The organism is Aeromonas bivalvium, assembly GCF_046078285.1.
Lineage (GTDB): Bacteria > Pseudomonadota > Gammaproteobacteria > Enterobacterales > Aeromonadaceae > Aeromonas > Aeromonas bivalvium.
Window position 1 is genome coordinate 20,863 of the sequence record NZ_JBGXBV010000006.1, and the last position, 12,407, is coordinate 33,269.

14 protein-coding genes are annotated in these 12,407 nt (G+C 63.1%); 8 read left to right on the forward strand and 6 right to left on the reverse strand.

Translation table 11 applies throughout. The features are described from left to right. Positions 1-48: 48 nt before the first annotated feature. The 3 genes from ACEUCR_RS14375 to ACEUCR_RS14385 all read right to left on the reverse strand — a co-directional run bounded on the left by ACEUCR_RS14375 (position 49) and on the right by ACEUCR_RS14385 (position 2,618). The gene (locus ACEUCR_RS14375) at positions 49-942 is read right to left on the reverse strand and encodes a nuclease-related domain-containing protein (RefSeq protein WP_408791001.1); all 894 of its coding nucleotides are present in this window, start codon (positions 940-942) and stop codon (positions 49-51) included. A 113-nt stretch (positions 943-1,055) separates the two neighbouring features. Next, positions 1,056-1,610, reverse strand: a complete 555-nt coding sequence (locus tag ACEUCR_RS14380; protein ID WP_408747174.1) for a DUF4256 domain-containing protein — start codon at positions 1,608-1,610, stop codon at positions 1,056-1,058. 30 nt (positions 1,611-1,640) lie between these two features. Then, positions 1,641-2,618: a hypothetical protein gene (locus ACEUCR_RS14385; RefSeq protein WP_408791003.1), complete on the reverse strand. Its 978-nt coding sequence runs from the start codon at positions 2,616-2,618 to the stop codon at positions 1,641-1,643. 326 nt (positions 2,619-2,944) lie between these two features. Between ACEUCR_RS14385 and ACEUCR_RS14390 the strand changes: the two genes are divergently transcribed. The 5 genes from ACEUCR_RS14390 (at position 2,945) to ACEUCR_RS14410 (ending at position 7,550) form a co-directional block, all read left to right on the forward strand. Next, a complete protein-coding gene (locus ACEUCR_RS14390) occupies positions 2,945-4,231 on the forward strand; it encodes a DEAD/DEAH box helicase (protein WP_162625796.1) in 1,287 nt (428 codons plus the stop codon). 121 nt (positions 4,232-4,352) lie between these two features. Further along, positions 4,353-4,991 (forward strand): DUF2913 family protein, encoded by a 639-nt coding sequence (locus ACEUCR_RS14395; RefSeq protein WP_408791213.1) that lies wholly within the window; start codon positions 4,353-4,355, stop codon positions 4,989-4,991. Between the two features lie 266 nt (positions 4,992-5,257). Further along, positions 5,258-6,310, forward strand: coding sequence for a M35 family metallo-endopeptidase (locus ACEUCR_RS14400; RefSeq protein ID WP_408791006.1), 1,053 nt, complete (start codon positions 5,258-5,260; stop codon positions 6,308-6,310). A 40-nt stretch (positions 6,311-6,350) separates the two neighbouring features. Further along, positions 6,351-6,809, forward strand: a complete 459-nt coding sequence (locus ACEUCR_RS14405; RefSeq protein WP_408791009.1) for a protease — start codon at positions 6,351-6,353, stop codon at positions 6,807-6,809. A gap of 267 nt (positions 6,810-7,076) precedes the next feature. After that, positions 7,077-7,550: an SRPBCC family protein gene (locus ACEUCR_RS14410; RefSeq protein ID WP_041999353.1), complete on the forward strand. Its 474-nt coding sequence runs from the start codon at positions 7,077-7,079 to the stop codon at positions 7,548-7,550. Between the two features lie 76 nt (positions 7,551-7,626). On the opposite strand, the gene ACEUCR_RS14415 is transcribed toward ACEUCR_RS14410, so the two are convergent. Continuing rightward, positions 7,627-8,607 carry a Gfo/Idh/MocA family protein gene (locus ACEUCR_RS14415; RefSeq protein ID WP_408791011.1) on the reverse strand — a complete coding sequence of 327 codons (981 nt, stop codon included), beginning with the start codon at positions 8,605-8,607 and terminating at the stop codon, positions 7,627-7,629. 174 nt (positions 8,608-8,781) lie between these two features. Further along, entirely contained in the window at positions 8,782-9,585 is an 804-nt protein-coding gene (gene suhB, locus ACEUCR_RS14420; RefSeq protein ID WP_041999362.1) for an inositol-1-monophosphatase, read from the reverse strand. A 211-nt stretch (positions 9,586-9,796) separates the two neighbouring features. On the opposite strand from suhB, the gene ACEUCR_RS14425 reads away from it, so the two are divergent. Then, on the forward strand, positions 9,797-10,261 hold the full coding sequence (locus ACEUCR_RS14425; RefSeq protein WP_408791014.1) for a hypothetical protein: 465 nt from the start codon (positions 9,797-9,799) through the stop codon (positions 10,259-10,261). On the opposite strand, the gene ACEUCR_RS14430 is transcribed toward ACEUCR_RS14425, so the two are convergent. Then, on the reverse strand, positions 10,258-10,875 hold the full coding sequence (locus ACEUCR_RS14430) for a TetR/AcrR family transcriptional regulator (protein ID WP_408791017.1): 618 nt from the start codon (positions 10,873-10,875) through the stop codon (positions 10,258-10,260). The two genes, ACEUCR_RS14425 and ACEUCR_RS14430, sit on opposite strands and share 4 nt — an antisense overlap. 89 nt (positions 10,876-10,964) lie before the next feature. On the opposite strand from ACEUCR_RS14430, the gene ACEUCR_RS14435 reads away from it, so the two are divergent. Together ACEUCR_RS14435 and ACEUCR_RS14440 are read left to right on the forward strand one after the other, a co-directional pair. Next, positions 10,965-11,576: a glutathione S-transferase family protein gene (locus ACEUCR_RS14435; RefSeq protein ID WP_041999370.1), complete on the forward strand. Its 612-nt coding sequence runs from the start codon at positions 10,965-10,967 to the stop codon at positions 11,574-11,576. A gap of 62 nt (positions 11,577-11,638) precedes the next feature. After that, a complete protein-coding gene (locus tag ACEUCR_RS14440; protein ID WP_408791216.1) occupies positions 11,639-12,301 on the forward strand; it encodes a glutathione S-transferase family protein in 663 nt (220 codons plus the stop codon). Positions 12,302-12,407 lie beyond the last annotated feature (106 nt).

The window sequence follows — 12,407 nt, forward strand, 5'->3', positions numbered from 1 at the left end:
GCGGCCCATGGGCCGCCCTTGTTTCAGTTCCAACCGCATGTTCAGGGCTCAGGCCCTGGTGTCCTGTGTCGCCGCGCCATGGCGCGTCTTCGCCAGGGTCAGCATCCCCCTGCATGTCGGGTAGCCGCTGCATCCCCAGAACTGATTGCCTCTGTTTTCTCCCCGGCTGGCGGTACGCAAGACCATGGCATTGCCACATCTTGGGCAAGACGGACCCGGATCATCGAGCGGTTGGCGGGTGACAGGGGAGGGCACCTTCCCCTTCTCCTCAGGTTGTGCGGCTGCGAACAACGGCTTGCGTGGCGCCTCGCCGTGGCGCGCCTTCAGCTGGGCCACATGCTGTCTGTGGGTCTGCCAGTTGGGAGCCAGTCGTTCCTGCTGTATGGTCTCGACCACCCGGATGACCTCGGCCGGGGTCAAGACAGGTGTGGTCTTCCCTTTGATATGGCGAATCAATCCACGGTGCATGACGTTGTCCGGCATGGGGGTCTTGAAGGTGCAATCGCCAATAAAGCAGATGACAGAATGAAGCTGATGGTCCGCCAACCCCAGCAGGGATTTGAGGGTCATCATGTGCAGGTGATTCTGGTGCAGGGGGTTCTGAAAGCTGTGCCTGCGGCGATAGATCTGCTGGGTCCAGCGTTTATGGGCCGGGTTGCCGACGATCCAGCCCTTCATGTTCTTGGTCTCGATCACGAAGATCCCGAAGCGCGACACAATGACATGGTCTATCTGGGTGCTGCCCTGGGGGATGGGCAGGGTCACGTCCTTGAGCAGGTGATATTCCCGCTGGTCGAGCAAGAGACGGAGGCCGAGATTGATCACCCACTCCCCGACCATCCCCTTGAACCAGGGGGTCTTGATCAGAACGGCAATCAGCAGCAGGGGGAGCAGATAGCCGAGGGAGGATAGCAAAGGAGCAATAACGGCAGTGAAGTCCATTTCACCGAGTCTCCATGGTGTCTTGTTGAAGGGGCCAGCCTCGAGAGGGCGCAGCTTGCTGCATCTGGGGAACTTGCGCCTTGACCGGTTGCCTGTCTCTGTCGCTCGGCGTACTAGACCCGCAGCAGGCCGCGAAAGCCTCTGGCGGCATAGTAGGACTGGGGGCCGTTGTGGTACAGGAACACGCTGTCGTAGCGGCGATCGCAGAACAGGGCGCCGCCGAGCGTCCTGATCGCCTCCGGGGTCTGTATCCAGCTCGATGTCTTGGCATCGAAGCAGCCCAGGGTCTGCAGCGCCCGATATTCGGCCTCCGTCAGCAGTGAGATGCCCATCTTGGCGGCCAGCTCGGTCGCGCAGCCTGCGGGCTTGTTCTCCTTTCTCGACGCCAGTGCCGCGCCGTCATAACAGAGGCTCCTGCGTCCACTTGGACTCTCGGCGCTGCAGTCACAGAAGAGAAACTGCCCGCTCTGGCGATCCTGGCCGATGACATCGGGCTCACCGCCGCTGCTCTCCATCTCGTGGAGCGAGCGCAGCGACTGGGGGCTGGCATCGAGTCTGGCGCGCACCTGTGACCAGGTGATCCCCTGGTGGCGATGCTGGTGCCGCTCGAAGCGGGCCTGCAAGGTGGCGAGCAGCTCATCAATCTGCGTCTTGGTCACTTTCATCATGCTACCTCGTTCTCGTTGGGGTTTTCGCCGTCAGAAACTCATCGCCAGACCGATGGCGTAGCCGCTGGTGTTGTTGCCGAACATGAAGCGGTACATGAGGCGGGTGCGGGTGACCAGCACCTGGTATTTGCTGGAGTCGAGCTCGAAACCGACCCCGATGGAGTTGAGGGCGTTGAAGCCGAGCAGGCCCCGCTGATCCCCCAGGTATTCGGTGCGGGCTCCCTCCAGCACATAGCGCAGCGGCCGATCGAGCAGGGTCCACTCAAACAGGGGGGCTCGGCGGCGCAGATAGATGCCGATGTTCTCGGCGTTCGCCTCGCCCCTGACACTCGGGCTGGTGCCAAAGGTGCTTTGCAGATGAAGGAAGGAGTAGCGAAACTCGGCGTCGATATCCTGGCTGTCGGAAAACAGCTCGTAGTCGAGCATGAGGGAGCCGCCGAGACCATAGACGTTGAGTCGGCCGTTATCGAGAAAATCGAGGCCGCGCCCCGTCTTGCGATTGAGGTACCAGTTGCCTATCTGGATGTCGCTCGCCACAGTGCCAAGGGAAAAATTGGCGATGGGGCGCAGTACCCAGTTGGGGGCTATGGTGAAGTCCCAGCCGATGCCGCCGGTGGCGGTCAGGCTGTTCCATTTGGCCGGGATAAAGCGGCTCTCTGCCCCCTGGCTGATGACGAACTTGGGGTCGTAGCGGCTGTAGCCCAGGTTGCCTTCCAGATAGATGGGGACCTCCTTGCTCATGGTGGCCCCCCCACCCAGCTGGCTCATGGTCAATGCCGCCTGTTGACCGCTGCCCCCCGAGATATCCAGATTGCTGGAGGTGATGTCGGGGATCACGTTGAAGGTCATCAGGGAGACCACGGCATTGGCACGCTCCTGCAAGCGGGCATCGACGGCGCCGTCTGCGGCCAGGGCGGGCAGGGCCCAGCAGCTGATGGCCAGCAGCGAGATGCGCCCGGCGGCCCCATGGCGCGGCGTGCGTCTGTGGTCAAATGGCGTCGATCCCATACCTCTTCCCTGTGATGGCGCCCGGTCCGGGCGAGGATGGTTCGAGTCTACCTCAGGAACCGGCGGCGTTCATCGCCGCGCCGCCCTGGTTGGGCCAGAAAAGGGATCCCGGGCCTGCCGCGCCGCGTCCTCGCCCGCCAGATGGGGCCGGGGGCTTGCCGGGGCGATTATTTGCCACGCATTGGCGCCGAAAATTTGTTACACTCCGCGCCCGCCATTTTCCGGCTCGCCTGCAGACCCTGTCAGGCCAGGCCGATCCCTGGCATCCCCAGTGGCCCGCCGGGCCGCAGACAACGACAGCTTTGCTGGAACACAGGAAACCCATGATGAAATTTGAATCATTCGATTTTGCCCCCGAGATTTTGCGCGCCGTCTCGGAGTGTGGTTATCAGGAGATGACCCCTGTGCAGCAACAGGCGATCCCGTCCATACGCCGTGGTCAGGATGTGCTGGCCAGCGCCCAGACCGGGACCGGCAAGACGGCCGCCTTCGCCCTGCCCATACTGCAGCGCCTGGTAGACAACCCCGCGCCGGTGCAGCCGTCCAACACCCGGGTGCTGATCCTGACCCCGACCCGCGAGCTGGCGGCCCAGGTGGCGAGCAACATCAAGGATTTTGCCAAGTACCTGGATCTCGGCGTGCTGACCATCGTCGGCGGCGGCAAGCAGGACGTGCAGGCCCGTCGCCTCAAGGCCGGTGCCCACATCATAGTGGCGACCCCGGGGCGGCTGCTCGAGCACCTCACCGCCTGCAACCTCAGCCTCTCCGGGGTCGAGACCCTGGTGCTGGACGAAGCGGACCGTATCCTCGACATGGGGTTCAGCGCCGATGTGCAGCAGATCCTGCAAGCGGTCAACAAGGCGCGCCAGAGCCTGCTCTTCTCCGCCACCTTCTCCGATGGCGTCAAGAAGCTGGCCAAGGTGATGCTGGACAAGCCGCAGATCGTCAGCGTCAACAAGCAGAATTCCACCGCCGACACCGTGAGCCACACCGTCTATCCGGTGGAGCAAAAGCGCAAGCGCGAGCTGCTCTCCGAGCTGGTCGGTACCAAGAACTGGCAGCAGGTGCTGGTGTTTGCCAGCACCCGCGACAGCTGTGACGAACTGGTGGCAGAGCTCAACCTCGATGGCATCAAGGCCGCCGTGGTCCACGGCGAGAAGGCCCAGGGCAGCCGTCGCCGCGCCCTGCGCGAGTTCATGGAAGGCAAGGTGCGGGTGCTGGTCTCCACCGAGGTGGCGGCCCGGGGCCTGGATATCCCGAACCTGGAATACGTGGTCAACTATGACCTGCCCTTCCTGGCCGAGGATTACGTCCACCGCATCGGCCGCACCGGCCGCGCCGGCAAGAGCGGCATGGCCATCTCCTTCGTCAGCCGCGAGGAAGAGCGTACCCTGCTGGAGATAGAGGCACTGATCGGTCAGAAGATCCGCCGCATCATGGTGCCGGGCTACGAGGTGAGCAGCCGGGACGAGCTCATCAAGCAGCTGCAGGAGCGTCGCCGCTTTGGCAAGAAGCCCCAGCGTGCTGACAACGCCGCCGCCCAGGTGATGGCCGAGGCCAAGCTGCAGAGCCAGCGTGCCCGTCTGCGCAAGACGGCCCGCAAGGCCAAGTAAGTCGAGGGCCGCCGGGGGATCCCCCGGCCGGTGTCTACCCTGTTCAAAGGCGCCTCGGCGCCTTTTTGATGACGAGGCTTGTGAGCCTCCCCGGATCTGCCCAGGAGTCGTGATGAGCGATGTGAGAGTGCAAACCTATAACCAGGCCCTGCTGGAGATGGCCAACGCCAGTCTGGCCGAACTGGCCCGCACCGGGGCAGGGCGCGCCCCCCGCACCCAGGCTCAGGAGAGCCACTTTCTGAGCCTCTGGCTCGCCGATTCCCTCAAGGAGAAGCGCTTCTCCCGCCTGGTGATGGAGGATCTCAAGGGCTGGGTGCAGCAGGCGCGCACCCAGGGGGCGGGGGCCGATCTCAAGGGATTGCTGTCGCGCATCGTGCGTCACTACAGCCAGGCGGCGAGGGAGGGGCTGGGAGCCCGTCTGATGGCGCTGCTGGACGACTGCGAGCAGGCGGGCTGGCAGCGGATCACCGAGTACGCGCTCGATGGCAAGGCCAGGCTCGCAAGCCAGGGACAGGCCTCCATCGTCATCTGCGCCGCCGAGCTGGCCAGCGCCCTGGCGGGGGATGAACTGGTGGCGCCGCTCACTCTCTATGTGCGCGGCGACGAGCAGCAGCTGGCCCGGTTCGCGCAGTGCCACGGCCTGCTCATCGGCCAGGGCAACAAAAAACAGACCCGGGTGAAGCATCACAAGGGACATCTGCTGATGCCCGCCAACGCCCTGCCTGCCCTGGCCCTGCTGGCGCAAGAACGTCGCATCTGAACCCGCCAGGCCTGCCCTTCCTCTGACTCAGCCAACCCCGATCCCGCATCGGGGTTTTTTGTGGCTCGCTTTTGCCAGCCTGGCGTCGCTCTCTGCCGCATCCCCGTCTTCTGGCCCCTTGGCCCCGCCATCTGGGGGGCCTCTGCCGAGCCCCCCGTACGGAGGGGCTTCCCCCATATGGAGGGCGGGGGCCAGGGGGCATCTGACTTAGGGTGGTTTGGCCCCAAAGAGGGCCGGAAGCAAACCAATCATTTCAAGGAGAGAAGATGAAAGCGACACCGATAGCCCTGCTGCTGGCGGGCCTGCTGGGTTCCCCCCTCTGCGCCGCGAATCTGGATGCCAACCTGACGCTGCAAGAGGGAGCAGGGGAGGATGTGAGGGTACGGGTGACCCTGACCAACCAGGGCAGCAAGCCGGTGCGGCTGCTCAAATGGCAGCTGCCGGGCGGGGACGATGCCCCCCTGTTTGTGGTGGAGCGCGATGGTCAGCCCGTGGCTTATCAGGGGGCCCTGATCAAGCGTGCCCAGCCGGGGGCGCAGGACTACCAGCGCCTGGCCGCCGGCGAGAGCCTGGTGCTGGAGGCGGAAGTGTCCGGCCTCTACGACATGAGCGCCCAGGGGGAGTACAGCATCCGCTATCGCCTGCCCCGGCTGCCGGGGGAGGGGAGCACCAAGGGGGGGCGTAGCGCCAAGGCGGCCGCCGATGCCGGGGAGTCCAACGCCGTTAGCCTCTGGCTGGACGGGGTCGCGAGCGACGAACGGGTACTGGCCAAGGCCCAGATCGCCGAACCGGCCGCCGCCGGGGGCTCGGTGAGTTTCACCGGCCGCTGCACCAACAGCCAGAAGAGCCAGATCGTTTCCGCCCTGGATGCCGCCGGCACCATGACAGCGGACTCCCTCGCCTATCTGGCGGTGGACAAGCCCGATGGCCAGCGTTATCGCAGCTGGTTCGGCGCCTATGACGCCAGCCGCTGGAGCCAGGCCGAGGGTCACTTCGACAAGGTGAGGGAAGCCATCGCGGACAAACCGCTCACCTTCGACTGTGGCTGCAAGCAGAGCTACTTTGCCTACGTCTACCCGGATCAGCCCTACAAGGTCTATCTGTGCAAGAGTTTCTGGAGTGCGGCCAATACCGGCACGGATTCCCGCGCCGGCACCATCATCCACGAGCTGACCCACTTCAATGTGGTGGCAGGCACGGATGATCTGGGTTACGGTCAAGCCAATGCCCGCAACCTGGCGAGCACGGACCCGGTCGCGGCGCTCAACAACGCCGACAGCCATGAATATTTTGCCGAGAATACCCCGAACGAACAGTGAATCGACAGGGGGCCTCGGCCCCCTTTTTGATGGAGGCAACATGATGGCACTCCTGCTCGGCAGCGCCCTTGGCCTGGGCGCCTTGCAGTGCGAGTTAGACGTCAGGGCCCAGAGCCGGGTCGATGAGCCCCTGGCCCTGGTCATGGCGCTCAGCAATCAGGGAGAAGATACCCTGGAGGTGCTGAGCTGGTTTACCCCCTTCGAAGGCTGGTTTGCCGACGCCATCGATCTGACCCTGGATGAGCAGGTCATCCCCTACCAGGGACCGCTGGCCAAGCGGGGCGCCCCTGGCGCCGATGACCGGCTGATCATAGGCCCGAGGCAGCGGATCAAGGCCGAGGCCGAACTGACCCAGGTCTATGATCTGAGCCGCCCAGGGCACTACCGTCTCAGTTACCGTTCCATGCCGGTGCAAGATGATCAGGAGCTGAGCCCCAGGTGTCCCCCTGTGCGCTTCGAGCGGCTGGCCCTGCCCGCGAGCGAGGAGCCGGTGCAGTGACGCAGGGCCTTGCTTCATTGGTCCGGCATGGCCCCGAGCGGCTGTGCCGGGCTGACGTCCCGTAGCGAAATAGCTCTCTTTCTTGGCCTGAGCCCAGGGCGCGTGCCCAGCCGACTCTTCCAGGCCGACGCGCTTGACCCCCTTGCTTATACTCTGTGCTGGCTCTGGGGCCAGTCTGTTCATCCCCTGTCCCTGCGAGTCAGCTGACGGCGCCCTGTTTGGCGCCCCTTTTTACCGACCCGGCCCGGGCCACAAGGGAGCACTGCCATGATGGATGAAGAGTTTGACCAGCAGCGGGATCTGCTGCTGGAGCGGCTGATCGCGGCCTCGCCGGAGGCGCTTTATCGTTGCTGGACCGAGCCCGCACTGTTGGTGCGCTGGTTTGCCCCCATGCCATGGCGTACCCTGAGCGCCGAGCTGGATCTGCGGGTGGGGGGCGCCAGCCTGGTGGTGATGGGGGGCCCCAATGGGGAGAAGATCCCCTGTCCCGGCGTCTATCTGGCCCTGGAGCCGGGGCGGCGCATCGTCTCCACCGATGCCTATGTGCGCCCCTGGTTGCCGTCGGCCCGCCCCTTCATGACCCTGATCCTGAGCTTCACTCCCGAGGGGGAGGGCACCCGCTACCGGGCATGGGTACGCCACTGGAGCGAGGCGGATCGCCAGGAGCATGAGGCCATGGGGTTTCACAGCGGCTGGGGCCTGTGCACCGATCAGCTGGCCGAGCTGGCGGCGACCCTCTAGGAGCCCGGAGACAGGTCAGAGGCAAAAAAAAAGAGGCCCCGCAGTGCGGGGCCTCTTGTTGTCGCCGAGCATCCAGTCAGGCTTGATCGGCCGGGAAGCGTACCCCGACCTGTTGCCGCACCAGGGTGATGATCCTGGCGGTCTCGATGGAGCGCGCCACGGCGGCCTCGTCCATCTGGCCTGCGGCTATCTGGGCGGCGAAGGCGCTGGCCTCATAGATCATGCTGTTGGCGGACTGGGGCTGGCCCAGATCTTCACGCTGGCCATCCCGGCCGACCCAGGTAAGGCCGGTGCTCTCGGAGAGGTGCTCTATGATGAAGGCCCCCTCGCTGCCCTGGATCTCGCTCGGGATGAAGGAGTCGGACACCTTGGAGTGGCTGATCACCAGCTCGAAGGCCGGGTAGTGCAGCAGCACAGTGCCATGGATGTCCACCCCGGTTTCCAGCAGTTCGCCGCTGGCCGTGACCCGCTCGGGGGCACCGAACAGGGCGACGGCGCTCGCCACGCAGTAGTAGCCGATATCCATAATGGAGCCGTTCGAGAAGGCGGGATTGAAGGTGTTGGGGTGCTCGCCGGCGAGGTATTTGGGCCAGCGGGAAGAGTATTGGCAATAGCTGAAGCTGGCACGGCGCGCCTGACCGAGCCGGGGCAGCTGTTCGGCCAGCAGGCGGAAATTAGGCAGGTAGGCGGTCTTGAACGCCTCGAACAGCACCACACCCTGCTCCCGGGCGCAGCGGTACATGGCCTCGACCTCGCTCAGGTTGGAGCCGAGCGGCTTCTCGCAGATCACGTGCTTGCCCGCCTTGAGCAGTTGCAGGGTATGGGGGCAGTGCAGGGAGTTGGGACTGGCGATGTAGACGGCATCGAAGCAGGGGCTGGCGGCGAACTCGGCGAGATCGTCGAAACAGACCGGATCATCATACTGGGCGGCGAAGGTCTCCGCGCTGGTCCGCTGCCGCGAATAGACGGCGGTCAGCTGAAAGGCCTTGCTCAGCAGCGCCGCTTCGATGAATTTTTCTGTGATCCAGTTGGTGCCGATCACCGCGAGTCTGATCATGGGGTTGCTCCTTGTAACGACATGCAATTGCAAGAGGGGGCAGGGTGGGCGCCCATCATAGCCCAACTTGTCCCTCGGCCCTACCATGGCGGCTCGCCTGGTTGGAAAAATGAGACGAGGAGAGAGAAATAAAAAAAACCCGGCCTGGGCCGGGTTTTTGGGGAGTGGGCTGGCTTACTTGGCCAGGGACTCCGGCAGGTTTTCACGGATCTTGCCGAGCATCTCTTTGAGGACGCGCGGGTTGGCAACGACGATGTTGCCGGAGTTTTCGTAGTTGTGACCACCGACGAAGTCGGTGACGATGGCGCCGGACTCTTTGGCCAGCAGCTCACCGGCGGCAGTGTCCCAGGGCTTGAGACCGATTTCCCAGAAACCGTCGATACGACCGGCGGCCACATAGGCCAGATCCAGGGCGGCGGAGCCGGCACGGCGGATGTCGGCACACTCCACGAACATGCTCTGGAACATCTTGAGGTAAGGCTCGATGTGGTGCTTCTGCTTGAACGGGAAGCCGGTGGCCAACACAGTGCCGGAAAGGTCTTTTGCCTTGCCGACGCGGATGCGGTAACCGTTTAGCTGGGCGCCGTTACCACGGGTCGCGGTAAAGAGCTCGTCACGGATGGGATCGTAGACGACGGCCTGTTCGGTCTTGCCCTTGACGCGCAGGGCGATGGAGACGGCAAAGTGCGGAATGCCCTTGACGAAGTTGGTCGTGCCATCCAGTGGGTCGATGATCCATTGGTAGTCCGGATTGGTACCGGCAATCTCACCAGACTCTTCAGCGACGATGCTGTGTTCCGGGTACGATTTTTTGATGGTGTGAATGATGGCCGCTTCGGCGTCACGGTCAACGTTGGTCACGAAGTCATTGCTGCCTTTCTGGATAGCCTCGATGTTCTCAGGCTGGGAGAAGGCTTTTACTACTACTTGACCGGCGTTGCGCGCAGCGCGCACGGCGATATTCAGCATCGGATGCATAGGTTCACCACTGGATGTTAAAGAACGGGGATAAAAGGACGCGAAATTATAGCAGCCCGTCCCAGGATAGCAACTCATATTGCCGAGGCGGGGGGAGATAAGGATAGTGCGCGGCGAGAGCTGACTTTAGATGACCATTTGGTCTAATCTTGTCTCGCCAGACCACTGGCACGTGTAATAACAAGCTCCATCACTCATAGGGATGTGTCGTATGAACTTGTCATTAGTCAGTCAAAAACCGTCGTCAGTGGCGGTCAACGGGTTGCTGCGGGCATTGCAAGAGTCCGTCGATGTCGAACCCTATTTCAATCGCATCGTGGTGACAAGCCCGAGTCAATGGAAGCCGACTCGCGACGAGGCCGCCATCTTGCAGCTCGACGACGAGGCCGGTTGGCCTGCGCCTGTGCTGGGGGAGGCAGGGGAGGCCATCGGCCTGCCCGTGCTGCCCCTGCTGGTGTGCGAGGGCCAAGGTCCGGGCGGGGCCAGTTCCCGGCGAGGACCGGATGTGCGCGATCCCCGCTATTACTTCGTCTCCAACGGCATCGTCATGGATGGCCACGAGTGGGAAGATCCGGCCAGCAGTCGGCTGCTGGTGGATAAACTGGCATCCTACTTCCCGTTGTTGTCCCGTCTGAGCCTGCTTCGTCAACGCAGCCCCCTGGGCTCCCTCAATTAGCGCTCTCGCTCCCCAGTGATGGGGTGACGCTGCCACAGGGCGAGCTGTTGCCTGAGGGTGGTCATGTCGGCGCGCAAGGTGTCGTCATGGCCCCCCCCTTTCCCGAGCAGGACCCAGCCCTGCACATGGACGAACAGAAAGCGCGCCAGGGCCTCGACATCTGTCTTGGGGGCCAGGTCTCCCTCTTGCATTGCCACCTGACACGCATGGGCCAGGGCCTGCTGCAACTCTCTATGCATATCCAGGATGCGCTCCCGCACCCTGGGTTGATCCATGGCGCCTCCCAGCTGGGTATTTTGCAAGAAGCAGCCGGGATTGTCGGGTTGGCTCAGGCGCAGCGCCAGGGCATCGAGCCAGCCGTACAGCGCCGCCAGGCCGCCCTTGTCGCACAGCAAGGGCGCCATGCGTTTGCGCGAGACCTGCTCCAGATAGTGATCGAGTGCCAGCTGAAACAGAGCCTGCTTGTCACCGAAGCTGTTGTAGAGGCTGAAACGGTTGATGCCCAAGGCATCCACCAGATCCTGGATCGAGGTCGCCTCATAGCCTTTTTGCCAGAACAGTGTCATGGCTTGTTCCAGCTTTTCGGCTGGATCGAATGCGGTTTTGCGTGCCATGTTTCCTCCTGCCGTGACTATAACAAATTCTTGACCGCTCGTTTAGATAAGACTAATTTCTAACTGTTCGTTTAGAAATGGAGAGCAGGATGAAAGTCTATGAATTGCGGCGTGCCCCCAATGCGCGCCGGGTACGGATGTTCTTGGCGGAGAAAGGAGTCGACATGGTCTATGAGCAGGTCGATCTCGGCGGGGGCGAGAACCTGAGCCCGGCGTTCCTGGCCAAGAACCCGGTCGGGCGCATTCCCGTGCTGGCCCTCGACGATGGCAGCTATCTGAGCGAGTCGGTCGCCATCTGTCGATACTTCGAGGAGCTGTATCCGGAAAACAACCTGTTTGGTACCACGGCGCTGGAGCGGGCCCAGATAGAGATGTGGAGCCGCTTCATCGAGTTCAATCTCTGGCTGCCAGCCGGCATGGCGTTTCGTCACATCACCGGCTTCTACAAAGACCGTGAGAATTGCTTCCCCGAGTGGGGCCAGGAGTGCAAACAGCTGGCGAGCCAGTGGTTTGCCAAGCTGGAAGAGAGACTGCAAGTATCCGCCTATATTGCGGGGGATCGCTTCACCATCGCCGACATCCTCGCCATCTGCGCCATAGATTTTGCCGCCAGAACGCTGGAACTGCACATCGCCGATGAGCAGACTGCCCTCAAACGCTGGTATGATGCGGTCTCAAGCAGACCCAGTGCTCAGGCCTGAGTCGCGACCCTGCCATGAGCCTGCTGGCACCCTCGCCGTGCCAGACAACCAAGGAGAAGATGATGATCGATTTTTACACGGCCGCCACCCCCAACGGGTTCAAGGTGTCGATCGCCCTCGAGGAGCTGGGCTTGCCTTACCAGGTGATCCCGCTGGATTTCTCGACCATGGAGCAGAAGCAGCCCGAGTTTCTGGCCATCAACCCCAATGGTCGCATCCCGGCCATCGTCGATCGGGACAACGGTGATTTCGCCGTGTTCGAATCCGGCGCCATCCTGCTCTATCTGGCGGAAAAAACCGGCAAGCTGCTGCCGCAAGATCCCAAGCGCCGCTCCCAGGCCATCCAGTGGCTGATGTTCCAGATGGGCGGCGTCGGCCCCATGATGGGGCAGGCCAACGTCTTCTATCGCTACTTCCCCGAGAAGATCCCGGCGGCCATCGAGCGCTACCAGAAGGAGGGGCGCCGTCTGTTCGAGGTGCTCGACGGTCACCTGGTGCACCATGAGTACCTGGCCGACGAATACAGCATCGCCGACATCGCCACCTGGCCCTGGGTGCGCATTCACGACTGGAGCGGCGTATCCATCGAGGGCTTGGTGCATTTGCAGGCCTGGATGGCGCGCATGGAAGCCAGACCCGCCTGCCAGAAGGGCATCACCATTCCGCCGCGCAACGAAAGCCCCGAGGATCAGGTCAAGCGGGCGCAGCAGATGGTGACCCGCTAGGATGATGACGATGGCCCTATGACGGGCCATCGCTTTTTATGATTGCCGCCCCATTGCCCGCCCTTCACGCCTGCTGGACCGCTCACCTGCTCCGCCTTTGCCGCTG

Coding starts and splice junctions, on each gene's coding strand:
- ACEUCR_RS14380 (WP_408747174.1), bottom strand. CDS start 1,610: ATGATGAAAGTGACCAAGACGCAGATTGATGAGCTGCTCGCCACCTTG.
- ACEUCR_RS14400 (WP_408791006.1), top strand. CDS start 5,258: ATGAAAGCGACACCGATAGCCCTGCTGCTGGCGGGCCTGCTGGGTTCC.
- ACEUCR_RS14375 (WP_408791001.1), bottom strand. CDS start 942: ATGGACTTCACTGCCGTTATTGCTCCTTTGCTATCCTCCCTCGGCTAT.
- ACEUCR_RS14410 (WP_041999353.1), top strand. CDS start 7,077: ATGATGGATGAAGAGTTTGACCAGCAGCGGGATCTGCTGCTGGAGCGG.
- ACEUCR_RS14405 (WP_408791009.1), top strand. CDS start 6,351: ATGATGGCACTCCTGCTCGGCAGCGCCCTTGGCCTGGGCGCCTTGCAG.
- ACEUCR_RS14385 (WP_408791003.1), bottom strand. CDS start 2,618: ATGGGATCGACGCCATTTGACCACAGACGCACGCCGCGCCATGGGGCC.
- suhB (WP_041999362.1), bottom strand. CDS start 9,585: ATGCATCCGATGCTGAATATCGCCGTGCGCGCTGCGCGCAACGCCGGT.
- ACEUCR_RS14430 (WP_408791017.1), bottom strand. CDS start 10,875: ATGGCACGCAAAACCGCATTCGATCCAGCCGAAAAGCTGGAACAAGCC.
- ACEUCR_RS14435 (WP_041999370.1), top strand. CDS start 10,965: ATGAAAGTCTATGAATTGCGGCGTGCCCCCAATGCGCGCCGGGTACGG.
- ACEUCR_RS14425 (WP_408791014.1), top strand. CDS start 9,797: ATGAACTTGTCATTAGTCAGTCAAAAACCGTCGTCAGTGGCGGTCAAC.
- ACEUCR_RS14440 (WP_408791216.1), top strand. CDS start 11,639: ATGATCGATTTTTACACGGCCGCCACCCCCAACGGGTTCAAGGTGTCG.
- ACEUCR_RS14390 (WP_162625796.1), top strand. CDS start 2,945: ATGAAATTTGAATCATTCGATTTTGCCCCCGAGATTTTGCGCGCCGTC.
- ACEUCR_RS14415 (WP_408791011.1), bottom strand. CDS start 8,607: ATGATCAGACTCGCGGTGATCGGCACCAACTGGATCACAGAAAAATTC.